This is a genomic window from Kribbella sp. NPDC003557 (genome assembly GCF_040610805.1).
Lineage (GTDB): Bacteria > Actinomycetota > Actinomycetes > Propionibacteriales > Kribbellaceae > Kribbella.
This window is the reverse complement of sequence record NZ_JBEXMY010000015.1, coordinates 18,716-42,915: the sequence shown is the minus strand read 5'-3', so window position 1 is coordinate 42,915 and position 24,200 is coordinate 18,716. Positions and strand designations below refer to the sequence as shown.

Annotated in this window: 23 protein-coding genes and 1 pseudogene; 14 read left to right on the top strand and 10 right to left on the bottom strand. The window is 70.3% G+C overall.

Features of this window, described 5'->3' with window-relative positions; genetic code table 11:
* Window positions 1-9 precede the first annotated feature (9 nt).
* From ABZW60_RS40040 to ABZW60_RS40005, 8 genes are all read left to right on the top strand, one after another.
* Window positions 10-1,308 carry an ADP-ribosylglycohydrolase family protein gene (locus tag ABZW60_RS40040; protein ID WP_355485894.1) on the top strand — a complete coding sequence of 433 codons (1,299 nt, stop codon included), beginning with the start codon at window positions 10-12 and terminating at the stop codon, window positions 1,306-1,308.
* Between the two features lies 1 nt (window position 1,309).
* Window positions 1,310-2,191 carry a ribokinase gene (locus ABZW60_RS40035; RefSeq protein ID WP_355485893.1) on the top strand — a complete coding sequence of 294 codons (882 nt, stop codon included), beginning with the start codon at window positions 1,310-1,312 and terminating at the stop codon, window positions 2,189-2,191.
* Complete coding sequence (locus ABZW60_RS40030) at window positions 2,188-4,176, top strand: SUMF1/EgtB/PvdO family nonheme iron enzyme (RefSeq protein WP_355485892.1); 1,989 nt, start codon at window positions 2,188-2,190, stop codon at window positions 4,174-4,176. The genes ABZW60_RS40035 and ABZW60_RS40030 overlap by 4 nt, the downstream gene beginning before the upstream one ends.
* Window positions 4,173-5,360 (top strand): CoA transferase, encoded by a 1,188-nt coding sequence (locus ABZW60_RS40025; protein ID WP_355485891.1) that lies wholly within the window; start codon window positions 4,173-4,175, stop codon window positions 5,358-5,360. Before ABZW60_RS40030 ends, ABZW60_RS40025 begins: the two co-directional genes overlap by 4 nt.
* Window positions 5,361-5,372: 12 nt before the next feature.
* Window positions 5,373-6,200, top strand: a complete 828-nt coding sequence (locus tag ABZW60_RS40020; protein WP_355485890.1) for a CoA ester lyase — start codon at window positions 5,373-5,375, stop codon at window positions 6,198-6,200.
* A gap of 9 nt (window positions 6,201-6,209) precedes the next feature.
* Window positions 6,210-7,802, top strand: a complete 1,593-nt coding sequence (locus ABZW60_RS40015) for an NAD(P)/FAD-dependent oxidoreductase (protein ID WP_355485889.1) — start codon at window positions 6,210-6,212, stop codon at window positions 7,800-7,802.
* The gene (locus tag ABZW60_RS40010; protein ID WP_355485888.1) at window positions 7,799-8,206 is read left to right on the top strand and encodes a TIGR03668 family PPOX class F420-dependent oxidoreductase; all 408 of its coding nucleotides are present in this window, start codon (window positions 7,799-7,801) and stop codon (window positions 8,204-8,206) included. Before ABZW60_RS40015 ends, ABZW60_RS40010 begins: the two co-directional genes overlap by 4 nt.
* Window positions 8,207-8,334: 128 nt before the next feature.
* Window positions 8,335-9,567 carry a sigma-70 family RNA polymerase sigma factor gene (locus ABZW60_RS40005; RefSeq protein ID WP_355485887.1) on the top strand — a complete coding sequence of 411 codons (1,233 nt, stop codon included), beginning with the start codon at window positions 8,335-8,337 and terminating at the stop codon, window positions 9,565-9,567.
* On the opposite strand, the gene ABZW60_RS40000 is transcribed toward ABZW60_RS40005, so the two are convergent.
* The 4 genes from ABZW60_RS40000 to ABZW60_RS39985 are packed head-to-tail and all read right to left on the bottom strand — an operon-like array spanning window position 9,557 to window position 13,666.
* Window positions 9,557-10,621: a methyltransferase domain-containing protein gene (locus ABZW60_RS40000; protein WP_355485886.1), complete on the bottom strand. Its 1,065-nt coding sequence runs from the start codon at window positions 10,619-10,621 to the stop codon at window positions 9,557-9,559. The genes ABZW60_RS40005 and ABZW60_RS40000 overlap by 11 nt on opposite strands.
* Before the next feature lie 23 nt (window positions 10,622-10,644).
* Window positions 10,645-11,622 carry a Gfo/Idh/MocA family oxidoreductase gene (locus ABZW60_RS39995; RefSeq protein WP_355485885.1) on the bottom strand — a complete coding sequence of 326 codons (978 nt, stop codon included), beginning with the start codon at window positions 11,620-11,622 and terminating at the stop codon, window positions 10,645-10,647.
* Window positions 11,619-12,623, bottom strand: coding sequence for an alcohol dehydrogenase catalytic domain-containing protein (locus ABZW60_RS39990; protein ID WP_355485884.1), 1,005 nt, complete (start codon window positions 12,621-12,623; stop codon window positions 11,619-11,621). Before ABZW60_RS39990 ends, ABZW60_RS39995 begins: the two co-directional genes overlap by 4 nt.
* A gap of 59 nt (window positions 12,624-12,682) precedes the next feature.
* The gene (locus tag ABZW60_RS39985; RefSeq protein ID WP_355485883.1) at window positions 12,683-13,666 is read right to left on the bottom strand and encodes a LacI family DNA-binding transcriptional regulator; all 984 of its coding nucleotides are present in this window, start codon (window positions 13,664-13,666) and stop codon (window positions 12,683-12,685) included.
* Window positions 13,667-13,729: 63 nt separating this feature from the next.
* Here ABZW60_RS39985 and ABZW60_RS39980 point away from each other — a divergent pair, with 63 nt between their 5' ends.
* From ABZW60_RS39980 to ABZW60_RS39970, 3 genes are all read left to right on the top strand, one after another.
* The gene (locus tag ABZW60_RS39980) at window positions 13,730-15,028 is read left to right on the top strand and encodes an acyl-CoA dehydrogenase family protein (protein WP_355485882.1); all 1,299 of its coding nucleotides are present in this window, start codon (window positions 13,730-13,732) and stop codon (window positions 15,026-15,028) included.
* Window positions 15,028-16,230, top strand: a complete 1,203-nt coding sequence (locus tag ABZW60_RS39975; protein WP_355485881.1) for an acyl-CoA dehydrogenase family protein — start codon at window positions 15,028-15,030, stop codon at window positions 16,228-16,230. Before ABZW60_RS39980 ends, ABZW60_RS39975 begins: the two co-directional genes overlap by 1 nt.
* Before the next feature lie 284 nt (window positions 16,231-16,514).
* Window positions 16,515-17,486 carry a chemotaxis protein CheB gene (locus ABZW60_RS39970; RefSeq protein ID WP_355485880.1) on the top strand — a complete coding sequence of 324 codons (972 nt, stop codon included), beginning with the start codon at window positions 16,515-16,517 and terminating at the stop codon, window positions 17,484-17,486.
* Window positions 17,487-17,564: 78 nt separating this feature from the next.
* Here ABZW60_RS39970 and ABZW60_RS39965 read toward each other — a convergent pair whose 3' ends face one another.
* Both ABZW60_RS39965 and ABZW60_RS39960 read right to left on the bottom strand, forming a co-directional pair.
* Window positions 17,565-17,774 carry a hypothetical protein gene (locus tag ABZW60_RS39965; RefSeq protein WP_355485879.1) on the bottom strand — a complete coding sequence of 70 codons (210 nt, stop codon included), beginning with the start codon at window positions 17,772-17,774 and terminating at the stop codon, window positions 17,565-17,567.
* A gap of 94 nt (window positions 17,775-17,868) precedes the next feature.
* Window positions 17,869-18,267 carry a hypothetical protein gene (locus ABZW60_RS39960; protein WP_355485878.1) on the bottom strand — a complete coding sequence of 133 codons (399 nt, stop codon included), beginning with the start codon at window positions 18,265-18,267 and terminating at the stop codon, window positions 17,869-17,871.
* 183 nt (window positions 18,268-18,450) lie between these two features.
* Between ABZW60_RS39960 and ABZW60_RS39955 the strand changes: the two genes are divergently transcribed.
* The 3 genes and pseudogenes from ABZW60_RS39955 to ABZW60_RS39945 form a co-directional block, all read left to right on the top strand.
* Window positions 18,451-18,822, top strand: a complete 372-nt coding sequence (locus ABZW60_RS39955; protein WP_355485877.1) for a YciI family protein — start codon at window positions 18,451-18,453, stop codon at window positions 18,820-18,822.
* 40 nt (window positions 18,823-18,862) lie between these two features.
* On the top strand, window positions 18,863-20,065 hold the full coding sequence (locus ABZW60_RS39950) for a sigma-70 family RNA polymerase sigma factor (RefSeq protein WP_355485876.1): 1,203 nt from the start codon (window positions 18,863-18,865) through the stop codon (window positions 20,063-20,065).
* A 36-nt stretch (window positions 20,066-20,101) separates the two neighbouring features.
* Window positions 20,102-20,407 (top strand): annotated as a pseudogene (locus tag ABZW60_RS39945) (prolyl oligopeptidase family serine peptidase); the annotation flags it as partial.
* 9 nt (window positions 20,408-20,416) lie between these two features.
* Here the strand turns inward: ABZW60_RS39945 and ABZW60_RS39940 are convergent.
* The 4 genes from ABZW60_RS39940 to ABZW60_RS39925 all read right to left on the bottom strand — a co-directional run bounded on the left by ABZW60_RS39940 (window position 20,417) and on the right by ABZW60_RS39925 (window position 24,097).
* Window positions 20,417-21,115 carry a class F sortase gene (locus ABZW60_RS39940; RefSeq protein WP_355485875.1) on the bottom strand — a complete coding sequence of 233 codons (699 nt, stop codon included), beginning with the start codon at window positions 21,113-21,115 and terminating at the stop codon, window positions 20,417-20,419.
* Between the two features lie 3 nt (window positions 21,116-21,118).
* Window positions 21,119-21,781 (bottom strand): hypothetical protein, encoded by a 663-nt coding sequence (locus ABZW60_RS39935; RefSeq protein WP_355485874.1) that lies wholly within the window; start codon window positions 21,779-21,781, stop codon window positions 21,119-21,121.
* A gap of 544 nt (window positions 21,782-22,325) precedes the next feature.
* Window positions 22,326-23,435 carry a beta-propeller fold lactonase family protein gene (locus ABZW60_RS39930; RefSeq protein WP_355485873.1) on the bottom strand — a complete coding sequence of 370 codons (1,110 nt, stop codon included), beginning with the start codon at window positions 23,433-23,435 and terminating at the stop codon, window positions 22,326-22,328.
* Between the two features lie 113 nt (window positions 23,436-23,548).
* Complete coding sequence (locus ABZW60_RS39925) at window positions 23,549-24,097, bottom strand: carboxymuconolactone decarboxylase family protein (RefSeq protein WP_355485872.1); 549 nt, start codon at window positions 24,095-24,097, stop codon at window positions 23,549-23,551.
* Window positions 24,098-24,200 lie beyond the last annotated feature (103 nt).

Here is a 24,200-nt window from a genome sequence, read left to right as displayed (position 1 = left end):
AGAGCGTCGATGAGATTGACCTGGGTGCAGCCGGAGGACCTCCTCCCGCACCAACTGGTCCAGGCGCGGTCGGAAGGCGCTGACGTCACCGACGTCCAGGCCCGCTGGCTGGCCGCCGGCGGTACGACGGACGCGCCCGTGTCGGGTGCCTCCGACGAGCCCGCGACACCCGCGCTGCGGGCACTCGCCCGTGAATTGCTGGACGTGCTCGACGCGCGGACCACGCCGTGGCGCGAGCCGGTGATCCCGGACTTGCCGTCGCTGGGCGAACCGGTCGACCTCGAGGCCCGCACGCTGAACGCCTGGCTCGGCCGGATGGCCGGGAACCTGCTCGGCAAGCCGGTGGAGAAGATCCCGCGCGAGGGCATCCGGGAGATCCTGGCCAGTTCCGGTCAGTGGCCGTTGACGCGCTACATCACCGCGGCCGGCGTGCCGGACGCGGTGCAGCAGCGCTGGCCGTGGAACCGGCGGTCGAAGGTGAACAGCCTGCGCGAGGTCATCGACGGCATGCCCGAGGACGACGACATCAACTTCGCGATCCTGGCGCTGGTGATGATGGAGCGCTTCGGGCGCGCGATGACGACCGAGGACGTCGCGCAGAGCTGGCTCGGCGACCTGCCGGCCGGACGCGTGTTCACCGCCGAGCGTGTTGCCTACCGCAACCTTCTGGAAGGGGTCGAGCCGGCCCGCGCGGCCGTCGTCGGGAACCCGTTCCGGGAGTGGATCGGGGCCCAGATCCGGACCGACGCGTACGGCTGGGCACATCCCGGCGACCGCACCGCGGCCGCCCGGCTCGCGCTGGTCGACGCGCGGCTCAGTCACACCGGCGCCGGTGTCGACGGCGCGCTCTGGGTGGCCGCGATGTCCGCCGCGGCGCTGGTGCTCGACGACCCGGTCAAGGCCGCGGTCGCCGGCCTCGACGTGATCGGCGCTCAGGGTGCGATCGCCCGCGCGGTCCGGTTCGGGCTGAGCCTCGCCGACGCCGAGCTGGACGACGCGCTGGACGCGCTGCACGCCGAGTACGGTGACCTGCACTGGGTGCACGCGGTGAACAACACCGCGCTCACCGCCTACGCGCTGACCGCGCCGGACTTCACCACGGCGATCGGCCGCGCGGTGATGGGCGGCTGGGACACCGACTCGGCCGGTGCCACCGTGGGCGCGGTTTTTGGCGCGACGCGCGGGGTTCCGGCAGAGTGGTCCGCACCACTGGACAATCGGGTGGCCACGAGCCTCCCGGGGATGAACCAGATCGCGATCGACGAGCTGGCGCGGAGGACTGTGGAGGTGGCCCGGGGTGGAGCCTGACGTGCCTGATGTTGTTGTGGTCGGAAGTGCGAACGTGGACCTGGTGCTGCCGGTCCAGCGGATTCCACGACCGGGGGAGACGGTCCTGGCCGGCGCGATGACGCGCGGCCCGGGCGGCAAGGGAGCGAACCAGGCGGTGGCGTCGGCGCGCGCGGGTGCGCGGACGGCGATGGTCGTCGCGCTCGGCGACGACGACGGCGGTGCGCTGCTGCGGGACGCGCTCGACGGCGTGGATCTGTCGCTGGCGACGACCAGTAAGGCTCCGACCGGTACGGCGATCATCACGGTCGAGGAGAGCGGCGAGAACTCGATCGTCGTCGCGCCCGGTGCGAACGGCGAGCTGACCCTGTCGGAGGACGCGGTGGCCGCCATCGGGCAAGCGAAAATCGTGCTTTCCCAATTGGAGATCCCGTTCGCGACCGTGCGGTCCGCCGCCGGCGCGTCGGCGTACTTCATCCTGAACGCGGCCCCGGCCGCGGAACTGTCCGACGAACTGCTCGCGGAGGTCGACCTGCTGGTGGTGAACGAGACCGAGGCCGAGGCGATCGCCGGGCCGGACCGGTCCGCGCTGCTGAAGAAAGTCCCTGCCGCGATCGTGACGCTCGGTGGGGAGGGCGCGGTGATCCTGACCAGGGACGCCGATGAGATCGCGGTTCCCGGCGTGCCGGTCGAGGTCGTTGACACGACAGCCGCGGGGGACACGTTCTGCGGGGTGCTGGCCGCAACTTTGGCTTCCGGGTCAGCGACTACGGCAAGCGACCTGACGAACGCGGTCCGACGCGCTAACGTTGCTGCTTCATTGAGTGTTCAGGCCGCGGGGGCGATTCCCTCCGTGCCGCACGGGGATGCGATCGACGCGCGTTATGCGGAGGTGTACCTGTGAATCCGCTCGAACCGCGGCCCATCGACCTACCCGCCAGGGTCGACCTTGGGCTCGCGATCGACCCGTCCTTCCTGGACGACGCCAAGATCCTCGGCGCGCCGGACGACCCGGCCGACCTGCCGCGGTGGCGCGCCAAGCTGGCCGAGTGGCGGTTCGGTGCCATCGAGCGGACCCGGTACGACGGCTCGCACTACGACGAACCCGGTCGCGAGTGGACCCAGACGGCGTACTCGGTGGCGCTGGTCTGGCTCTGGGACGACCTGCTCTACAACGTTGACACCGGCCGGTTCACGCCGGAGCGGTTCGTCGAGCACGGGATCGCCGAGTTCGGCGGGTACGACGCGATCGTGCTCTGGCACGCGTACCCGGTGATCGGGATCGACGACCGCAACCAGTTCGACTTCTACCGCGACGTCCCCGGCCTGCGGGCGCTGATCGACGACCTGCACCGGCTCGGCCTCAAGGTGTTCTTCGACTACAACCCGTGGGACGTCGGCACCCGCCGCGCGGACCGGTCGGACGCCGACGAGTTCGCCGCGCTGGTCACCGACTACGCGGTCGACGGCGTGTTCCTGGACACGCTGAAGGAGGGCGATCCGGCGTTCACCCGGGCGATCCGGCAGGCGAACCCGGCGATCGCGCTGGAGGGCGAGTCACGGTTGCCGATGGCAAGGATCGGCGACCACGCGCTGTCCTGGGCGCAGTGGTTCGCCGACACGCACGCGCCCGGCGTCCTGCGGGCGCACCTGTTCGAGCGCCGGCACATGATGCATCACACCCGCCGGTGGAATCGTGACCACAGCGACGAGCTGCAGTCCGCCTGGGTGAACGGCGTCGGCATGCTGGTCTGGGAGTCGGTGTTCTCGGCCTGGGTCGGATGGAACGCCCGCGACCGCGCGACGCTGCGCCGGATGGTCGCCGCGCAACGGGCGTTCGCGCCGGTGCTGATCAACGGCGACTGGATCCAGCTCACGCCGGAGATCCCGGACAAGGCCCGCGCCCACGGCGTCTACGGCTCCCGGTTCGACCTCGCCGACATCACGTTCTGGACGCTGGTCAACCGGCACGACGAGGACTTCGACGGCATCGTGCTGCGCTCCGAGGACCAGGTCGGCGACTGGTACGACGTGACCACGGGCGTGCCGATCACCGCGGACGACGACGGCGTCCATCTCGTCGTCCCGGGTCGTGGTGTGGCCGGCATCATTCGCGTCGGTGCGACCGCCGGCGCCTCCTGCCGGGCCACCGCGCGGCGCCTCGGCACGATGCCGCGCGCGCATGTCGACGAGTCCGCGTTCCCGATGCGGCCGGCCGAGCGGGTCGCCGTACCCGCGGTGTCCGGCCCTGCCGAGATCGGCCCGACGGTCGACGTACCGGCGGGGGAGCGGACGCTGACCGTCCGGCACCGACGGCGCGAGACCGGCTTGTACGACACCGCGCCGTACGTCGAGGAGTGGAAGCCGCTGCCGCCTCGCCTGCACGACATCCAGACGGTGACCCGCGAGGTGTCGCTGCCGGGATGCGTCGTCGCGGTCAGCGAGGTCACGAACGCGCAGTACGCCGAGTTCCTGGCGGCGACCGGCTACCGGCCGCTCGTCGCGAACCGGTTCCTGCAGCACTGGGTGGACGGCGCGCCCGTCCCCGGGACCGAGGACCAGCCGGTGACGTACGTCGACCTGCCGGACGCGCGGGCGTACGCCGCCTGGCGTGGCGGGCGACTGCCCAGCGAGGACGAGTGGCAGCTCGCCGCGCAGGACACGGGCTTCACCCGGCGCGAGCCGCTGGTGTGGAACCTGACCGAGAGCGAGCACCGCGACGGGCGGAGCCGGTTCTGCATCCTCAAGGGCGGCTCGCACTACGTTGCCGAGGGCTCCGACTGGTACGCCGACGGCGGGCCGCAGGAGCCGGACGTCAGCTTCAAGCTCGTGCTGACCGGCGGCGGCCTCGACCGCTCGGAGACCATCGGCTTCAGGTGTGCGGGATGAGACCTGCTCCACTCGACGGGGTGAAGGTGCTGGAGGCGGCGACGCTGTTCGCGGGACCGCTGGCGGCGACCTTCCTGGGCGACTTCGGCGCCGACGTCACGAAGATCGAGCACCCGTCCCGGCCGGACGCGGCGCGCACGCACGGCGCCTCGAAGGACGGTATCGGGCTCTGGTTCAAGACCCTCGGCCGGAACAAGCGGCTCGCGACGCTGGACCTGTCCCGCGGCCGGGACGTCTTCCTCGACCTGGTCAAGCAGAACGATGTCCTGGTCGAGAACTTCCGGCCCGGCACGCTGGAGCGCTGGGGCCTCGGCCCGGACGTGCTGCTCGCGGCCAACCCGCGGCTGGTGATCGCCCGGGTGACGGCGTTCGGGCAGGTCGGGCCGTGGTCGCGGCGTCCCGGTTTCGGGTCGCTGGCCGAGGCGATGAGCGGGTTCGCGGCGGTCACCGGTGAGCCGGACGGCCCGCCGACGCTGCCGCCGTTCGGTCTCGCGGACGGGATCACCGCGCTCGCCACGGCGTACGCGGTGCTGGTCGCGCTGCGCGAACGGGACCGGTCCGGGGCCGGGCAGGTGATCGACATGGCGATCATCGAACCGATCCTGATGATGCTGGGCGGCGGCATCACGGCGTACCAGCAGACCGGGTACGTGCAGCCCCGGCTGGGGAACCGCTCGTCCAACAACGCCCCGCGGAACGTGTACCGGACGCGTGACGGCCGGTGGGTCGCGGTGTCGACGAGCTCGCAGAGCATCGCCGAGCGCGTGGTGACGCTGGTCGGGCGGGCCGACCTGGTCGCGCAGCCCTGGTTCGCGACCGGGCGCGAGCGGGCCCAGCACGCCGACGAGCTGGACGAGGCGGTCGGGTCGTGGATCGCGCAGCGGCCGCTCGACGAGGTGATGGCCGAGTTCGAGAAGGCCGAGGCCGCGGTCGGGCCGGTGCACGACATCCGCGGGATCATGACCGACCCGCAGTACGCCGCGCTCGGGACGATCGTCAGCGTGGACGACGACGAGCTCGACGGGCCGGTGCAGATGCAGAACGTCCTGTTCCGGCTGTCCGAGTCGCCGGGGGAGATCAAGTGGGCCGGCCGGCCGCACGGCGCGAACACCGACGAGGTGCTCGCCGAGATCGGCGTGACGCCGGACCAGTTGGCGGCGCTGCGAGCAGCTGGAGTGGTGTGAGGGGGCGTTGAGGTGCTGACCGCACTGTACGTACCGGCCAACCGGCCGGACCGGTTCGCGAAGGCTGTTGCCGCGCGCCCTGATCTGGTGGTGTTCGACCTGGAGGACGCCGTACCGGTGGCCGACAAGGCGGACGCCCGCGGCTGGGCGGTCGCGTGGGTGGCCGCGAACTCCCACGGGCCGGTCGAGATCCGGGTGAACGCGCTGAACTCGCCGTGGATCGAGGACGACCTGGCGGCGATCCGTTCCGTGCCACAGGTCCGGTTGCGGGTGCCGAAGGTGGAGAGCGCGGCCGACGTGCACGCGGTGCTGGAAAAGGTGCCGTCGGCAAGGATCACCGCGTTGATCGAGTCCCCGCTGGGCGTCGAGCGGGCCTTCGAGATCGCCACCGCCGACCCGCGCGTCGTCGCGGTCGCGCTCGGCGAGGCGGACCTGTCGAGCGCGTTGGGCGTGGACGGTCCGGCCGGGCTGACCTGGGCGCGTGGCCGGCTGGTCTCGGCGTCGCGGGCCGCGGGCCTCGGCGCGCCGATGATGTCGGTGTACCCCAACGTGCACGACCTGGACGGCCTGCGGGAGACGTCGTCCGAAGGGCGGGCGCTCGGATTCGTCGGACGGACGGCGATCCATCCGCGGCAGCTGGCGACCATCGTCGAGGCGTTCACCCCGGCACCCGACCAGGTCACCGCGGCGGAGGAGTTGCTGGCGGCCGTCGAGAAGGCCGATGTCGCGAACGGCGGCGTGATCGTGCTGCCGGACGGCCGGATGGTCGACCCGGCGATGATCGGGCGCGCCCGCGAGGTGAGCACCCTCATACGAGAGATCCGATCGAAGTCCGGTTAGGCTCGAAGCATGCTCCCGCGCAGTGTTGATGCCGTGGTGATCGGTTCGGGGCCGAACGGGCTGGTGAGCGCGATCACGCTCGCCGACGCCGGCTGGGACGTGCTGGTGCTGGAGGCCGCCGACACGTTCGGCGGTGCCGTCCGGTCGACCGAGGACGGCGGCTGGATCAGCGATCGTTTCAGTTCGAACTATCCGCTCGGGGTCGCGTCACCGGTGATCCGCGCGCTCGAGCTCGAGAAGTTCGGCCTCAAGTGGGCGAACGCCCCGCTGCCGCTGGTCCACCTGCTCGACACCGACGGCGCCGCGGCCGCGATCCACCCGGACCCGGAGGACACCGCGAAGTCGCTCGGCGCCGAGCACCCGGGCGACGGTGACGCGTGGTTGCGGCTGTATCAGCAGTACGTATCCATCCGGGAGCCGTTGCTGAAGGCGCTGCTCACCACCTGGCCGCCGGTCGGCCCCGGCGTGAAGCTGGCCCGCCAGCTCGGGTCGGCGGGGGAGTTGCTGCGCTTCGCCCGGTTCATGGCGATGCCCATGCACCGGATGGGCCAGGAGCTGTTCGACGGGCGGCACGGCCCGGCGATCATCGCCGGGAACGCGCTGCACGCGGACGCGTCGCTGTCGGGTGCCGTCAGCGGAACCATGGGCTGGCTGCTCGCGATGCTCGCCCAGGACGTCGGCTTCCCGGTCGCGGCGGGCGGATCCTCGGCGCTGTCCGGCGCGCTGGTCCGCCGGGCCGAGCGGGCAGGCGCGCTGCTGGTCGGCGGTACGCCGGTCTCCGGACTCGAGGTGTCGGCAGGCCGGGTGACCGCCGTCCGGACGGCCTCCGGTGAGACCGTGGCCGTCGAGCGGGCCGTGGTCGCGGACACGTCGGCGCCGGTGCTGTACCGCGAGTTGTTGCCTGAGGCACTCATTCCGGGCGGGCTGCGCCGCGACCTCGACGAGCGGTTCGAGTGGGACTACCCGACGGTGAAACTGAACTTCCGGCTGAGCGGGCCGATCCCGTGGCTGACGCCCGAAGCGCGGTGCGCGGGTGTCGTACACCTCGGCGGGACGGCCGACGAGCTCGTACACCTGTCCGCCGACCTGGACACCGGGCGGGTGCCGTCGCAGCCGTTCCTGCTGATCGGCCAGACGACGAAGTCGGATCCGACCCGGTCACCCGACGGCACCGAGGCCGTCTGGGCGTACGCGCACCTGCCGCGCGGCGTCGCCGACGACGCGTCCGCGGAGAAGCTGGCCGGCCGGATGGAGCGCGCGATCGAGCGGTTCGCGCCCGGGTTCGGCAACCTGGTCATCGCCCGCGACCTGCAGCGCCCGTCGGGCCTGGAGTCCGGGAACACCTCGCTCGGCCTCGGCGCCGTCGGCGGCGGCACGATGCAGCTCCAGCAGCAGCTGATCTTCCGGCCGACGATCGGGCTGGGCAGCGCCCGCACCTTCGTCGACGGTCTGTACCTGGGCAGCTCGGCGATCCACCCCGGTGGCGGCGTCCACGGCGCGTGCGGCCATCTCGCCGCCCGGACCGCTCTCCGCGACGCCTCGCTGCTGGGCCCGCTCACCCGCAAGCTGCCCGCCGCCGCCCTCCGCCACCTGCAGAAGTGAGACTCGACGAGGCGACCTGCAGGGCCCGGGTGGCGGCCGCCCGGGTCGGGCGGCTGGCGACCGTCGGCGAGGACCTGCGGCCGCACGTGGTGCCGGTGACGTACGTCGTGCACGGCGACGACCTGTTCGTCGCCGTCGACCAGAAACCGAAGTCGACGACCGCGCTGAAGCGGCTGCGCAACATCGCCGCCCACGAGCGGGTCGCCGTACTGGTGGACGAGTACGACGAGGACTGGACGCACCTGTGGTGGGTCCGCGTCGACGGGGTGGGGCGGGTTGTGCCCGAGCACGCGGCGGCGATCGAGCTGCTGGCGGCGAAGTACCCGCAGTACGAAGCCGATCCACCGCAGGGCCCGGTCATCACGATCCGGGCGGACGCGTGGTCGGGCTGGTCGTACGCCTGACCCGGCAGCTCGACAGGAGGTGTTGGGCCGGCCCGGCGGCGGTCACGCTCAGCCGAGGCGCCGAGCGGGCGTAGTGGACGTATACGTACTGTCGAGCTGCAGACTGTTCGGCGCGTAGGCTCGGCGGGGTGAGTGTGGAGCCGCTGTTGAGAGAGCTCGCGCCGCAGGTGCTGGGGTTCCTGGCGCGGCGGCACGGGCAGTTCGACCTGTGTGAGGACGCTGTCCAGGAGGCGCTGCTGGCGGCGGCGACGCAATGGCCGGTGGACGGCGTACCGGCGAACCCGCGCGGGTGGCTGATCACCGTCGCGACTCGTCGGCTCACGGACGCGTTCCGCAGCGAGAGCGCGCGGCGCCGGCGTGAGGACAACGTCGCGGCGATGGCCGGGCCGGAGGAGCTCGTCGCACCGGCCGCCGACGTGGACGAGGCGCCGGACACCGACGATACGCTGACCCTGTTGTTCCTGTGCTGCCACCCGGCGGTGACGCCGGCCTCCCAGGTCGCACTGACGCTGCGCGCGGTCGGCGGCCTCACGACGGCGGAGATCGCCCGCGCGTTCATGGTGCCGGAGGCAACGATGGCGCCGCGGATCAGCCGGGCGAAGAAGAGCATCAAGGCGGCGGGCAGCCGGTTCGCGATGCCACCGGAGCCCGAGCGCGCCGAGCGGCTACGGGTGGTCCTGCAGGTGCTGTACCTGATCTTCAACGAGGGCTACACCGCCAGTTCCGGCGAGGAGTTGCAGCGGGTCGAGCTGACGGCCGAGGCGATCCGCCTGACCAGGATGCTGCGGGCCGCGCTGCCCGACGACGGTGAGGTCGCGGGCCTGCTGGCGTTGATGTTGCTGACCGACTCGCGCCGGGCCGCGCGGACGACGCCCGACGGCGGTCTGGTGCCGATCGACGAGCAGGACCGGTCGTTGTGGGACCGCGCCCAGATCACCGAGGGCGCCGACCTGACCCTGGAGACGCTCCGGCGCGGCGCGGCAGGGCCGTACCAGTTGCAGGCCGCGATCGCCGCCGTGCACGCGGAGGCGCCGAGCGCGGAGGAGACCGACTGGCGGCAGATCCTCGCGCTGTACCTGGTCCTGGAGAAGCTCGCCCCGAACCCGATGGTGACGCTGAACCGCGCGATCGCGCTCGCCCAGGTCGAGGGTCCACAGGCCGGCCTGGACCTGCTCGCAACCCTCGAGGACGACAAGAACATCACCGAGACCCACCGCCTGGACGCGGTCCGCGCCCACCTGTACGAGCGCGCCGGCGACCCGGCCAAGGCCCATGAGCACTACCTGGCCGCGGCCCGCCGGACGACGAGCCTCCCCGAACAGCGCTACCTCCAGGCGAAGGCGGACGCGATCACGGGATGAGCCGGTAGAAGCGGAACAGCGTCGTGCGGAACGGGAGGATCTGGACCTCCTGGAACCCTGCCTCGGTGGCGTAGCGGCGGAGCGTCGTGGGCCGCATCACCGCGCCGGTCGCGGCCGACTCCGGATCGCCCATCGCGTCCGGGAGGCACGACATCAGGCTCCAGCCGTAGTGGTACCGCTCCAGCTCCGAGGCCGGGGCGGTGAACTCGTCCTCGACCAGTTCGTCGAGGATCAGAACCGAACCGCCCGGTGCCAGCAGTTGCCGCGCACTGCGCAGCGCGTCGACGGGTCGCGGGATGTCGTGCAACGCCTCCAGGATCGTGACCAGGTCGAACCGGCCGCTCTGGGAGCCGTCGGAGGCGTTCGCGACCGAGTAGCTGACCCGATCGCTCAGACCGGCTTCCAGTGCGTGCCGGGTTGCCGCGGCGATCGCGTCCTCGTCGAGGTCGAGACCGTGCACGGTGATGCGCGGATAGGCCTGGGCCATCGCGATCGACGACCAGCCGGTGCCGCAGGCGAAGTCGGCGACGCGGGCCGGCGGGTCGGCGCGCAGCCGCTCATCAATCTCGGGAATGGCGGGCAGCCACTTCTTGCCGAGCAGGTTCAGGTACGTCGGCCGGTTGAACTCCGCTCGTCCTTCGGGCTCCCACGGTTGGTGCGGCGGCGCGTCGCCGGTGCGGTACGCCTCGACGAGGTCGGGCAGCATGCGGGCCGCCCGGGCGAGCTCGACGCCCTTGTAGCCGTGGTAGTCGACGTCGTCCGCGTCAGCCAGCACCGGGACGTGCTCGGCCGGCAGGGTGTAGCGCCGCTCGGTGGGAGCCGCGGTGACCTCGTCGACCTCGACCAGTCCGCTGGCGGCGTGATGCTCGAGCCATTCGCGGATGTAGCGCTCGCTGGTGCCGGTCCGTTCGGCCAGCTCGACCGACGTCGCCGGACCATGCTGGGCGAGCGACTGGTAGAGGCCCAGGCGCTCACCGAGGTAGATGGAGTAGAGCTCGAGCGCCGCCCCGGCGTTCCGGAAGATCCGCTCGACGAGTGCGTTGGTCCGGTCCATGAACCGATCGTACTGAGAGGGCGTCAGGTGAGGCTGACCCGCCGACCGGTCTCGTAGGACTCGATGGTGGCGTAGGCGAGTGCGAGGGCGCGTCGGCCGGCGCGGGCGTGCACGGGTGGCGGGTCGCCGGCCCGGAGTGCGCTGAGCAGCGCGTCGACGTGGCGGTCGAAGGTGCCCGCGAAGTTGCGCGCCTCGTCGTCGAAGTACGTCGAGTGCCAGCGCTGCTCGACCGGATCGCCGGCCTTCGAGAACGTCAGCGCGCGGACCGTGTCATGGATGACCACGCGCCCTTCGGTGCCGTTGATCTCGATCCGCTGCGTGTCGGGGTAGGCGTACGACGAGTCGTACGTGCCGAGCATCGTGCCCACCGCGCGGTTCTCGAAGTCGAGCGCCAGCGCGACCGTGCTGAACGCGCCGTACGTCTTGTCGGTCATGTGCGCCGAGACCGCGGAGACCGGGCCGACCAGATGCTCGAGCATGTCGAAGCCGTGGCACTGGGTCTCGATCAGGTTCGCGTGCGGGGACCCGCCGCGGTTCGCCTCGCCGCCGAAGCGCCAGGTGGCGAAGATCAGCTCGCCCAGTTCACCGGCGTCGATCAGGGCCTTCGCGCGCTGCACGGGCTCGGCGTACCGGTGGTTGAAGTTGATCGCGAAGAACCGGTCGCCGGCCGCGTCGAGGAGTGCGTCGGCCTCGGCGAGATCGAAGACGAGCGGCTTCTCGACCAGCAGCGGTACGCCGGTGCGCACGAGGCGCAGCGTGACGTCGTAGTGGTCCTCGTTCGGCAGGCACACCGTGACGAGGTCGGGGCGTTCGCGCTCCAGCATCAGGTCGAGATCGGTGTACGGCGTCGCGCGGTACCGCTCGGCCCTGCGCCGGGTCTTGTCGGGCGTGCGGCCGGCGACCGCGCACAGCTCGGTGTCCTCGCGCCGGGAGAAGATCCGCGCGTGGTGCTCGCCCCAGCCGCCGGCGCCGACGACCGCGATCTTCAGGCGGTCTTTCATGCGATGCCGTCCTGGGTGATCACGACTTTGCCGGTCTCGCCGGCCAGGAACAGGCGGAACGCCTCGGCGATGTCCGCGACAGGGAACCGGTGGCTGATCACGCGGGCGATCAGGTCCTGGTGCTCGGACAGCAGGGCGAGGTTGCCGGGCATCTCGTCGTACCGGAAGTACTCGCTGCCCAGGACGGCGTGTTCGGGGCTGATCAGGTCGCGGGACACGTCGAGCGTGACCGATTCGCCGTGGCCGACGCAGATCAGTGCACCGCGCGGGCTGATGATGTCGAGCGCGGCACGGCGGGCGGCCTCCTTGCCGGACGAGTCGAACGCGAGGTCCGGGTTCCCGGCCGCCGCGAGATCGTCGGCGAGCAGGGGGATCGCGCCGAACGACTCCGCGAAGTCGAGCCGCCAGCGGGAGAAGTCGGAGATGTAGACCGGCACGTCGCCGTACTTGAGCTTGCTCATCACGGTCAGCCCGAGCCCGATCGGACCGGCGCCCGCGACGTAGACGCTCTCGACGTCCTGCCGGACCAGCGCCGCGCGGCCGAGCGCGTGGGTGCTGGTGCCCATCACGTCGAGCAGCATGGTGGCGTTGCCGATCTCGATGTCGTCGGTGACCGGGAAGAAGTTGGTCTCGTGCACCAGTTCGTACGGGCCGTAGCCGCCGTCGTGGGTGAAGCCCATGTCGGCGCGCTTGGCCTGGCACTGGTTCGTCGCGCCGTAGCGGCAGCTGCGGCACTCGCCGCAGAAGTCCATCAGGAACACGGCGCCGCGGGTGCCGACGGGCGTGCTGGTGCCGGGGCCTGCCTGCAGGACGATGCCGGCGGCTTCGTGTCCGGGGACGACGGACGAGCCGTCGTAGTACTGGTGGCGGTCGGTGCCGCACAGGGCGTTGGCCTGGACGGCGAGGAGCAGCCGGCCGGGTCCGGGGTCCGGGTACTCGTGGTCCGCGAACTCGATGGAGCCGGCTCCGGTGAACCTGGGGGCGAGGGCGGTACGCGTCATGGGGCCGGAATTTACTACGTAGCAAATCTGGGCCACAAGGGGTCGTGAGGGGTTGGTTGTCAGCGCGTGGAGCTCTCCCGGAGGCGGAGTTCGTAGCCGGCCATCCGGTGTTGCGGGACGTGGTCCCCGGCGAGTTGCTCCTCGAGCAGGTCGAGGGCGCCGGCCGCGATCTCGTCGAGGAGCGGGGCGACCGTGCTGAGCGTCGGCGTGGCGAGACCCGACTCGACGATGTCGTCGAACCCGATCACCGAGACGTCACCCGGTACGTCGATTCCGGCTCGGCGCAGTGCGTGTAGTGCCCCGAGGCCGGCCGAGTCGTTCATCGCGAAAATGCCGTCGGGCTTCAGGTGCTCGAAGTGCTTGGCGATCGCTGCGGCGGCCTCTTCCGTGGTCCAGTCGCAGTCGACGAGCAGGTCGGGATCGGGGGCGATGCCGTGGTGCTTGAGCGCGGCCTGGTAGCCCTGGCGGCGCAACTGGTACGAGCGCCTCGGGCCGTGGTTCGCGCCGAGCAGGAGGATCCGCCGGCGTCCGGTGTCGAGCAGATGGGTGACGGCGGCCTGGGCTGCCTCGCGATTCTTGATGCCGACGTGGTCGATCGTGCTGCCCGGTTCGCGGTCGCCGATCAGGACGACCGGATGCGCACTGCTGTGCTCGATCCGGCCCAGGGATACAGCGCTCATGATCAGGCCGTCGGTGAGGATCTCGCCGCCGCCGCGGAGCAGTTCGAGTTCGGTCTCGCGGCGGCCGCCGGTGGTTTCGACCAGGACGGTGGTGGAGCGCCGGCGCGCGGCGGCGACGACCGCTTCGGCGAGATCGGCGAAGTACCGCTCGCGGAAGGTCGGGACGGCCAGGGTCACGGTGCCGGTGCGGCCGGTGCGCAGCCGGCGGGCGGCCGTGTTCGGGCGGTACCCGAGGGCGTCGAGGCTGGCCTGGACGCGCGCGCGGGTGGCGGGGGAGACGTGGACGTAGTTGTTCACCACGTTGGAGACGGTGCGCTGCGACACGCCCGCGTGCCGGGCCACGTCGGACATGCTGACCGCCATGGCGTCAGGCTACCAACCGGGGTAGGCGTGACCTGAGTTGTAACTTCGGTTTACAGTGTTGGCATGAGCCTTCAAGAGCGGACCAGGCGGGACGCCATCGGGTTCGGCGTGGCCTTGCTGAACAAGTTGGCTGGATCGCGGGCGATCGACCGGTTCGGGCTGCGGAAACCGGCCGAGCGGGCGGTCTTCGAAGCGACCAGGACCGGCTTCCGGACCGCGGGAGCGCTGTCACGCCGGTTCGCCGCGTCCTCGAAGCCGACTGCGCCGTCCCGGCTGCCCGCCGCGCGCGGGACCGGGCGGTTCGACCTGACGCCGACCGAGGACCAGCAGTTGATGGTCGACGTCGTCCGCGAGTTCGCCGCCGACGTACTGCGACCCGCTGCCGCCGCCGCGGACACCGCCTGCGTGACCGACCCCAAGGTGCTGGAGTCGTCGGCCGACCTCGGGCTGACCCTGATCGAGGTGCCGGAGGACCTCGGCGGCATCGTCACCGAGCGGTCCGCGATGACCGGCGTACTCGTCGCCGAGGCGCTGGCGCACGGCGACATGGGGCAGGCGGTCGCGTGCCTGGCGCCGTCCGCGGTGAGTACGGCGATCTCGCTGTGGGGCGACGAGACGCAGCAGGCGACGTACCTGCCGGCCTTCACCGGCTCGTCCGTCCCACCTGCCGCGCTGGCACTGCTGGAACCACGAGCGTTGTTCGATCCCTTCGAGCTGCGGACGCGGTTCACCGGCGGCCTGCTGAACGGCGTGAAGTCGCTGGTGCCCAGGGCCGCCGAGGCGGAGCTGTTCGTCATCGGCGCGCAGACCGACGCGGGACCGCGGCTGTTCGTTGTGGAGCCGGATCATCCGGGCGTGACGATCGAGGCGGAGCCGTCGATGGGGCTGCGGGCCGCTTCGCTGAGTCGGGTGCTGCTGACGGACGTGCCGGCCGTGCCGCTGGGATCGGTCGAGGACTATGCCGAGTGCGTGCGGTTGTCGCGGCTCGGGTGGTGCGCGCTGGCGCTGGGTACGGCGCGAGCAGTGCTCGACTACGTCACGCCGTACGTGAATTCGCGTGAGGCCTTCGGTGAGCCGATCAGCCACCGGCAGTCGGTGGCGTTCATGGTCGCGAACATCGGGATCGAGCTCGAGGGCATGAAGCTGGTGACCTACCGGGCCGCTTCGCGCGCGTCCCAGGGGCTTCCGTTCGCCCGCGAGGTGGCGCTGGCGCGGCGGCTGTGCGCCGAGCAGGGCATGCGGATCGGCACCGACGGCGTCCAGCTGCTCGGCGGGCACGGGTTCGTGAAGGAGCATCCGGTGGAGCGGTGGTACCGCGACCTGCGGGCGATCGGCGTGATGGAAGGTGCGGTGCTGGTCTGATGATCAACCTCGAGACGCCACGGAAGTTCCGGGCCTTCGTCAACCAGGCGCATCAGGTCGCGGCCGAGATGCTCCGGCCGAACTCGCGGCGCTACGACCTGGCCGAGCACGAGTACCCGGTCGAGCTGGACATGCTGGCCGCGATGGTCGACGGGTTGGGTGCCTCGGGCAACGGATCCGGCGCGGGCGCGTCCGGCGTCCGGCGTACCGCCGCCGCGGACGACGGCGTCGTGAACGGGTCGAACCTGTCGTCGGTGCTGTCGATCATGGAGATGTGCTGGGGCGACGTGGGCCTGTTGCTGTCGATGCCGCGCCAGGGCCTCGGCAACTCGGCGATCGCGTCCGTCGCGTCGGACGAGCAGCTGCAGCGCTTCGAGGGCGTGTGGGCGGCGATGGCGATCACCGAGCCGGACTGCGGGTCGGACTCGGCGAGCATCCGGACCACAGCCCGGCTCGACGGCGACGCGTACGTACTCGACGGCGAGAAGATCTTCGTCACCGCGGGCGGGCGCTGCGACGCGGTCGTCGTCTGGGCAACCCTCGACAAGTCGCTCGGCCGGGCCGCGATCAAGTCGTTCGTGGTCATGAAGGACACGCCCGGTATGACGGTCGAACGCCTCGAACACAAACTCGGCATCCGGGCCTCCGACACCGCCACGATCCGCTTCGACAACTGCCGCGTCCCGGTCGAGAACCTGCTCGGCACCGCGGACATCGACAAGGGCTTCGCCGGGGTCATGCAGACCTTCGACAACACCCGCCCACTCGTCGCCGCGATGGCGGTCGGCTGCGCCCGAGCGTCACTGGAACTGACCCGCGAGCTGCTGTCCGAGGCCGGCGTACAGATCGACTACGACCGCCCGGTCCACCAGCAGCCCGCCGCGGCCGCGACGTACCTGACCATGGAAGCCGACTGGGAAGCCGCCTACCTCCTGACCCTGCAGGCAGCCTGGATGGCCGACAACGCCCGGCCCAACTCCCTCCAAGCCTCCATGGCCAAAGCCAAAGCAGGCCGCGCCGCCAACGACATCACCCTCCGCTGCGTAGAACTGACCAGCACCCTCGGCTACTCCGAACACCACCTACTGGAAAAGTGGTCCCGCGACAGCAAGATCCTGGACATCTTCGAAGGAACCCAACAGATCCAGCAGCTCATCGTCGCTCGCCGGCTGCTCGGAAAGACCTCCGCCGAACTCAAATAGCATTGCTCACAAGGGGTTCCGTCACCCTCGGAGTTCCCAACTACAGCAGACCGGAACCCGGATTGGGGGGCTCAAGCTCCGGGCTGATTCCCGTCCTGGTCCGTGACTGGTCCGTCAGCCGACGCAGAAGTCGTGTCAGCCGGCGGTCCACGGCTGTCTTTGTACGGCGCCGGGATCACACCGACTGCCGCGAGTGCAGCCGAACGGCGGGAGTTTTCGCGCTTGCGAGAGGGCACTTACGTGGTGGGCGTAGTGTCAGAGGCCTGGAAGGAGGTGCCTGCCGCGTGAAACTGTTGACGATCGGCGGATCGGCTGGTGCGGTCGAAGCCATCCAGGAGCTGGCGGGCGGCCTGCCCGCGGGCCTGGACGCCGTGGTGGTGGTCGCTATCCACATCTCGAGGTTCGCGGACAGCAGGCTGCCGGCGATTCTGTCCCGGTCCGGCCCGCTGCCGGCCGTACACGGCCGCGACGGCGAGCCGCTCCGCCCGGGCAGCATCGTGGTCGCGCCTCCCGACCATCACGTGTTGGTCGACGGTGGCGAGGTCCAGCTGAGCCGCGGGCCGAGGGTGAACCGGCACCGGCCATCGGTCGACGTGATGTTCGCGAGTGCGGCCCGCCGTGCCGGTCCCAGCACCGTCGCGGTGGTGCTGTCCGGGACGCTCGACGACGGCGCGGTGGGCGCCGCGCTCGTGAGCCGGGCCGGTGGCCGGGTACTGGTGGAGGACCCGGCCACGGCCGCGTGGCCGGGCATGCCACGGGCGGCTCTCGCCGCGGCTCCCGCCGCCTCCGCGCGGCCGCTTGCCGGGCTTGCGGCCGAGATAGTCGACGCGATCGAGACGGTGCCGCACTGGCAGCCCGCGCCGCGCAAGACCGAAGGAGCCCGAACGATGGGGATGGCCGACAGCGACGACCCCGGATTCCTCGCCGAGAACGAGAGCCACCTGACCCGCCTGGTCTGCCCCGACTGCGACGGTTCGCTGGCCCAGGTAGACCTGGACCACATCAGCTACTTCCGTTGCCACGTGGGGCACCAGTTCTCCCCGCAGTCCCTGGCCGCGGCCCAGGCCGAAGCCTCCGAGACCAGACTGTGGTCCGCCGCGTCAGCGCTGGAGGAGCAGGCCGCGCTGCGCCGCCACCTCGCCTCAGCCGGTCAGGCCGAGCCAGGCGCCGAACAGCATCTACGGGCCGCGGAGCGCGCGGCCGAACTGTCCGCACTGCTGCGCGACCACCTCGGGTCCGACCCAGACAGGCCGTAGCAGGCCGTCGGGCGCGGTGTCGCCTACGACGTCCTGCGCCGCTACTGGCCGCGGCGAGGAGTCCGGCCTCGGGCCGGCTCAGCTCATGTCGCCGTACGGACGGCGGTTCGGTGGCTGCAGCGAGATTCCCTCGTGCTGGGCCTTCGACCGGATCGCATCCTCGCTGCGCCCGAGCCGGATGCTCATCACCCCGACCGGCGTGTTCGACCCAGCCAGCTCCCTCAGCTGCTGCACCTCGCCCGGGGTCCACTCCTTGCCCGCGTACTGGCCCGACCTGGCTTCTGGCATCACGCGCCCCCTTTGGATCCGACGGTTGCCTACGGCCCACAGGTACCCATCGCCCATGTGTTCAGGTGGGTACCCCTGAGGAGAGTGCGAGCATTCACGACGGTCCGCCTGGAGCCTGAGCGCGGGCGAAGGTCACCGCCTCGTCGAGCAGGTCGCGCCAGAGGGCACGGTCGACGGTGGGGAGTGCGACCCATTCGCGGAAGACTTTGCCGGCGGGGGCGAACGGAAGGCCGGTGCCGGAGTCCACGAGTTCGGACACCCGAGTGGCCGGGAGTTTGACGACGAGACCGTTCGTGGCGTCGTACGACGCGAGGAATCGGTCGGCCAGGCGCACGCACGGGTAGCCCATCATGGTCGAGCGTCCGATAGCCGGGTCGTAGAGCAGTGCGTCGGTGAGATCGTCGTACAGATCGCGAGCGGTGTCGTCGCCGGACTTCTCGCCGGCTGGCCGATGCTCATCGGCGAAGGGGCTCCCGGGAGCGGGTTGGTTCATGGGTCGGTCCTCCGTTCTGCGATGCGTCGTCCGGTGCGCCGGTCCGGTCCGACAGTCGCAGCTGCTCGCGACAACCCTATGTCGGTGTTGGCGGAAGATTGAGATGCTGAGGTGTCCTGATCGCATGCCCGTCGTTCGTCGAAAGGGCGGAGCGGGATGGTCCCGCGGAGTCGAGGTCCGGTGATGAACCAGTACTTGTTGTCGGTGTACGACGGTGGCGGCGGCACGTCGGCCACGCCTGAGGACATGCATGCCTTCATGGGCCGGGTGATCGCGCTCGAGGAGGAGATGGACGCGGCGGGCGCGTTCGTCTTCGGCGGAGCCCTTCATGGATCCGATGCGTCGACTGTCGTCCGGGGCGGGACCGGTCTCGACAAGGTGACCACCGATGGTCCCTTCGTGGAGGCGAAGGAGCATGTCGGCGGCTTCTACGTCATCAACGCCGAGGATCTGGACGCCGCGCTGGCGTGGGCGGAGAAGGTCGTCGAGGCGATCGACCACGACATCGAGGTGCGGCCGTTCAGGGCGACCGGTCGCGTGCAGGCCGGCCACTGACGGGGCCAGTGACGGGGCGATCGGGCCGACTGACAGGGCGATGACGGGGCTGCGGATGGAGGAGGTCGAGCGGGCGTTCCGTGACGCGCGCGGTCCGGCTGTGGCCACGCTGGTCCGGCTGTTCGGTGACATCAGTCTGGCTGAGGACGCCGTACAGGACGCCTTCGTCACGGCGGTGGATCGCTGGCCGCGGGACGGCGTGCCGGTGAATCCGGCCGGCTGGATCGTGACGACGGCTCGGAACCGGGCCGTCGACGTCGTACGGCGAAACGCCCGCGGACGCGAGCTGACCAGGGACATCGCTGCCGATCGGCTGCACACCGCATCCGAAGCGTTCGAGGGTGACCAGCTGAGGCTGATGTTCACGTGCTGCCATCCGGCCTTGCGCGGCGAGCATCAGGTGGCGCTGACGCTGCGGCTGGTCGCCGGTCTCACGCTGCCGGAGCTGGCTTCGGGCTTCCTGGTCAGCGAGGAGACGATGTCCAAGCGCCTGGTGCGGGCGAAGTACAAGATCAAGGCAGCGCGCATCCCCTACCGCATTCCTGGTGACGCCGAGTTGCCCGGCAGGTTGCGTGCCGTGCTCTCGGTGCTGTACCTCGTCTACAACACCGGAGCTGACGACAGGGATCGCGCCTACCTGTGCGCCGAGGCGATCCGGCTGACCCGGCTGTTGGTGCAACTCGTACCCGCTGAGCCCGAGGTTGTCGGTCTCCTCGCGCTGATGCTGCTGAACGACGCGCGCAAGCCCGCGCGTGGTGATCGGGGGATCGGAGTGCTGCTCCAGGACCAGGATCGCTCGCTGTGGGACCACGCCCTGATCGACGAAGGGCAGACGCTCGTGCTCTCCTGCATACGCCGAAGACGTCTCGGACCGTTCCAGCTACAGGCCGCGATCCAGGCGCTGCACTGCGCGGCAGCGCGGTACGAGGACACCGACTGGGCTGCGATCGTCCGCTTCTACGACCGGTTGCTCGAGGTGATGCCGACACCTGTTGTCGCCTTGAACCGGGCCATCGCTCTCGCGGAGTCCCAGGGGCCGAGTGCTGGGCTGGCCGTCCTGGACACACTTGCCGATGAGCTCGGCGACTATCACGTGCTGCACGCGGCCCGAGGCCGCATGCTGAGCAAACTCGGTCTGCAAGCCGAGGCTGCGAGCGCCTACGCCCGTGGCGCGTCCGTCGCCAGAACCGAGCCTGCGAGGACGTTTCTCGAAGAACAGGCTGCCTCGACAGTTCTGTACTGAGGCGTGCACCGTTGATTCAGGGGACCGGCGACGTTCGAGGATGTCGCGGCGGCCGTTGACGCGCTCGCGGAGCAGCCGCGGATCGAACTGACCAAGGTCGTGACGATCGGCCATTCGGCGGGCGGCCAGCTCGCTGTCTGGGCTGCCGCTCGCGCAGGCCTGCCCGCCGGGACGCCGGGCGCCGATCCACGGGTGGCGATCAGAGGCGCCGTATCGCAGGCCGGCGTCCCGGTAAGCCTCGTTCACGGTACTCGCGACAGTGACGGTCCGATCGAGCAGAGCAGACGCTACCGCGACGCCGCCGCCGGAGCCGGCGACGACGTCCGGCTGATCGGCACGTGACCGAGCGCGTCAGGGGCGCGAAGCAGTCAGTCTCGCCCAGACGATGACGTTGTCGAGGTAACGGTGGTTGGTGTTGTCGTAGGTGCCGCCACAGGTGATGAGGCGCAGCGCCGGGTACGGCGCGGCGTCGTACACCTTCTCGGACGGGAAACGGTCCTTGGGGAACTGGGCGATGCGCTCCACGGTGAACACCGCAGTCGTGCGGTTGGCGCGCTGGATGTTGATCTGGTCGCCCGGGCGCAGTTCACCGAGCCGGAAGAAGACGGCCGGTCGCTTGTTCCAGGTGACGTGCCCGGCGATGACCGACGAGCCGATCGACCCGGGTGGTGGCGACGGGGTGAACCAGCCGGCCTTGGCCGGATTCTTCGGCACCTGCATCGCACCCTGGTCGTCGAGTTGGAGATCCTCGAGCGGCGACGAGATCTTCAGGCGTGGAACGGTGATGAGCTCCGGTTCCGATCGGGGCAACTCCAGGACGCGGCTCGGCTTCGGCGCCGCGCTCGAGGGCGGAGTCGCTCGCGCTGGCCCTCTGCTTGCTTTGGCTGCCGCCGGCGGTGGCTGGTCCGGATCCGGAGCCGGCGGTGACGGCCGTTGGGCCGCCACCGCCAGCGCCGTCGCCGCGATCCCGGCGGTGCCGAGGACCGCGGCGACGATTCCGGGAATCCGGCCGCGCCGGCTCGGCGGGCGGTTCGCGGCGGGATCGGTCATCGGTCAGGCGGTCGTCCGGATCCGGCGACGCGTGATCAGCGCCGCGCCGGCGCCGAGCAGTGCGATCCCGCCGAAGGCGAGCAGTCCGGCTTGCTCGATACCGTCGGTCGACGCACCACCGGTTTCCACCGCACCACTGGGCATGACCTCGCCGCAGGTCGCCGGGTTGGTTGCCTCCTCGGGAATACCCTTCACGCCGAGGGACTTGGCGAACACCGACTCGCCCAGCGCGGCGAGGTCGTACTTGTCGTTGCCGTTGGCGTCGAGTCCGTGCTGCACGATGTGCAGATGCTGCAGGCTGTCGACAGTGCCCTTCGGCAGTTGGGCCGCGGGAATGGTCCGTTCGTAGTCCAGGTTCCCGTCGGTGTCGGCGACCGGCATCCGGTCGACGGCCAGTCCGCTCGCCTTCGACGTGTCGCCCTTGGTCGTCAGCGACACGAAGACGTCGCCGTACTGCGCCAGGCCTTCCTCGGTCGCGACCTGGCCGTCGCCGTTCTTGTCGGCGCCCGGACCTGGGCACATGAACGCGTGGCTGCCGGAAGCGCCGTGGATGTGCTGGGCATGCGGCGAGTTGGGTGTGAACCCGGAGCCGGTGATCTTCACCCGGAGACTGCCGTTGTCGAGCGCGGTCAGGGTAGCTGTCGCGTGGGATCCACTGTCGTTCATCTCGTGCAACTTGAATGTAACGGTCTGATCCGCGTTGGCGGGCAGCGTAGCCGCGGCGGACAGAGCCGCAGCCGCAGTCACCGTGAGCAACATCGGACGGAACCTCATCATCAGGTCCTCTCCTCGAGGGATGGATACGAGGCATTCGGTGCCGCTGTCACGTCAGATGGGTCGGATCCCAGTCCGACCGGTCAGGCCCGCGCCCTCGCCGACCACGTGGACACCGGACGGGGCTGGTCCGTCGAACGCTGGCAATCGTCGATCACCTCTGAGCCAGAATGAGCAACGAATCCCCAGGTCAGAGGCCATTTCGGGGAGTCCTGCCCGCTGCTCGCCATGAGCACCACCGAGATCCTCGACATCTTCGAAGGAAGCCAAACAGATCCGGCAACTCATCGTCGCCCGAAGACTCCTCGGCAAGACCTCCGCCGAGCTCAAATAGGCTCGAGCCGCAAATAGTTCTGTGCTCTCGGCCCGGCGGCCCGCTGCCCGCGTTGGGATTACGTGTGCGGGCAGCGGTTGCAGTGCGGTTCAGACGGTGGCGTCAGTCGGCTGCGAGGCCTGCGGTTCCGCTCGTGGCGGCGCCGGCAGTGTCCTGCAGGGGCGTCAGATCGCCGTTCCGCGATACGGCATACGACGCGATGGTGCCGTTGCCGAGGCGGATCTGCAGCGTCTTGCCGTCCGGGCTGAGGGCGGCGTCAGTGCCGCCGCCGGAGGTGCGGGCCGCGACGGCCTCCTGCAAGGAGAGTTGTCCGTCGGGGCTGATCCTGTACGACGAGATGGTTGAGCTTGCCGCGTTGACCGTGAACGCGTAGCGGCCGTCCCGGGTGGTGACGAGCCAGCAGGCGGCCGCCTGGGTGTCGCTCACGGACGGGCTGATCGTGTGTAGCCGGCCGAAGCGGACGGCGTACGACGACACCGCGCTCGGGCCCGCCTCGGAGACGATCGCGTGACCGTGCCGGTCGAAGTCGAAACCGTATGGCGTCGAGCCGGCGGAGCGACTCGGAACAGCACGGCCCGCGTAACGGCCATACAAAGCGAAAGTGTCGATGGTCTGATCGCCCTTGTGCGTGACTAGGAGATGGCGTCCGTCGGGGGTGAAGGAGACCTGCGCGGCTGCCGCGTCCGCGTCGCCGATCTTGCTGAGCTGCCTGGTCGAGCCCTGGAGCACGCTCAGCTCGCCGTCCGGACCGAGGCGAAGCCCGCTGATGGTTCCGTTGCCCTGGTTGACGACGTACACGGTGCTTCCGTGGACCGTGACACTGACGGGCCGGTCGCCGCCGCTCGGCTCGACGTCTCGCTTCACGAGGCCTCGTCGGGTGATCGCGAGGGTTGAGATGGTGTCGTCGCCCGCGTTGACCACGAACAACAGGTTCCCTTGACGGACCACCGCGTTCTGCGACGCCAGCGATGCTCCGAGCCCCAGTCCGCCGGTGGCGACGACGCGTCCCGCACGCAGCCGGCCGTCACGCAGCCGGTCGAATACCTGAACGGCGTTGCCGGTCGCGGCGTTGGTTGCCTCGTAGACATGTCCAACGACTTCCGTGTCGTTGGTTGCTGTCAGCCCCTGAGCGTTGGCGACGCCGGTGCCGCCGGCGGCAACTGCCGCGACCGCCATTAGCGGCGGCAGGGAACGGATGAACGGATTGCGCATGGTGATTGATTCCTTTGACAGAAAGGGATGTACGCGATTGACAGTAGATCCGGAATCGCCGGCGTCGGGCGGATCGGCTGATCGGTAAGCCGGCCGTTAGCGCCGAGCGCAGGTCACCCGTGGTTGTGTGGTGTGACGACCGGAAGGTCTGCGTCGGTATCGGCGACGATGTTGAAGTAGTTGGTGAGGATGTTCAGTGCCAGGTTGGCGACAACCTCGGCGATCTCCGCGTCGGTCACTCCTGCCGCGCGGGCGGTCTTCAACGCGACGTCGTCGACGGCGCCCCGGCTGCGAGCGATGGCGTCGGAAAGCGTCAGCAGCGCGGCGGAGTGGGGGTCGGACGACTCGGCGTGCCGTGCGCGCTCGATCTCGTCGGCGGCGAGTTTCGCCACGTTCTTGCCCAGGTACGTGTGCGCCGACAGGCAGTAGGTGCACCGGTTGTACTCGGCCGCGGCCAGCGCGAGTCGTTCACGGTCGGCGACCGGGAGGGCTCCGTTCGCCAGCGCGTCGGAGAGGGCCATGTATCCCTGCAGCGTGGCGGGGCTGTTCGCCATCGCCTTCGCCATGTTGGGAATCGAGCCGAGCTTCTGCTTCAGCTGACCCAACAGTTTCGCGGCCTCGCCTGTGGCGTCCGCGAGTTCGATCTGGGGGATCGTCGACATCGACCGTTCCTTTCGGGCTTGTTGGCCATTTCGTCGAGCCAAGCAAGCGGGTGGTTCGAATCGCATCCGTGTTCCCCTAGGGCGTCGCCGAGTCGGACCGCCG

Coding starts and splice junctions, on each gene's coding strand:
- ABZW60_RS40040 (WP_355485894.1), top strand. CDS start 10: ATGAGATTGACCTGGGTGCAGCCGGAGGACCTCCTCCCGCACCAACTG.
- ABZW60_RS40025 (WP_355485891.1), top strand. CDS start 4,173: ATGAGACCTGCTCCACTCGACGGGGTGAAGGTGCTGGAGGCGGCGACG.
- ABZW60_RS40015 (WP_355485889.1), top strand. CDS start 6,210: ATGCTCCCGCGCAGTGTTGATGCCGTGGTGATCGGTTCGGGGCCGAAC.
- ABZW60_RS40000 (WP_355485886.1), bottom strand. CDS start 10,621: ATGGACCGGACCAACGCACTCGTCGAGCGGATCTTCCGGAACGCCGGG.
- ABZW60_RS39995 (WP_355485885.1), bottom strand. CDS start 11,622: ATGAAAGACCGCCTGAAGATCGCGGTCGTCGGCGCCGGCGGCTGGGGC.
- ABZW60_RS39990 (WP_355485884.1), bottom strand. CDS start 12,623: ATGACGCGTACCGCCCTCGCCCCCAGGTTCACCGGAGCCGGCTCCATC.
- ABZW60_RS39985 (WP_355485883.1), bottom strand. CDS start 13,666: ATGGCGGTCAGCATGTCCGACGTGGCCCGGCACGCGGGCGTGTCGCAG.
- ABZW60_RS39980 (WP_355485882.1), top strand. CDS start 13,730: ATGAGCCTTCAAGAGCGGACCAGGCGGGACGCCATCGGGTTCGGCGTG.
- ABZW60_RS39975 (WP_355485881.1), top strand. CDS start 15,028: ATGATCAACCTCGAGACGCCACGGAAGTTCCGGGCCTTCGTCAACCAG.
- ABZW60_RS39965 (WP_355485879.1), bottom strand. CDS start 17,774: ATGCCAGAAGCCAGGTCGGGCCAGTACGCGGGCAAGGAGTGGACCCCG.
- ABZW60_RS39960 (WP_355485878.1), bottom strand. CDS start 18,267: ATGAACCAACCCGCTCCCGGGAGCCCCTTCGCCGATGAGCATCGGCCA.
- ABZW60_RS39955 (WP_355485877.1), top strand. CDS start 18,451: ATGAACCAGTACTTGTTGTCGGTGTACGACGGTGGCGGCGGCACGTCG.
- ABZW60_RS39950 (WP_355485876.1), top strand. CDS start 18,863: ATGACGGGGCTGCGGATGGAGGAGGTCGAGCGGGCGTTCCGTGACGCG.
- ABZW60_RS39940 (WP_355485875.1), bottom strand. CDS start 21,115: ATGACCGATCCCGCCGCGAACCGCCCGCCGAGCCGGCGCGGCCGGATT.
- ABZW60_RS39935 (WP_355485874.1), bottom strand. CDS start 21,781: ATGAACGACAGTGGATCCCACGCGACAGCTACCCTGACCGCGCTCGAC.
- ABZW60_RS39930 (WP_355485873.1), bottom strand. CDS start 23,435: ATGCGCAATCCGTTCATCCGTTCCCTGCCGCCGCTAATGGCGGTCGCG.
- ABZW60_RS39925 (WP_355485872.1), bottom strand. CDS start 24,097: ATGTCGACGATCCCCCAGATCGAACTCGCGGACGCCACAGGCGAGGCC.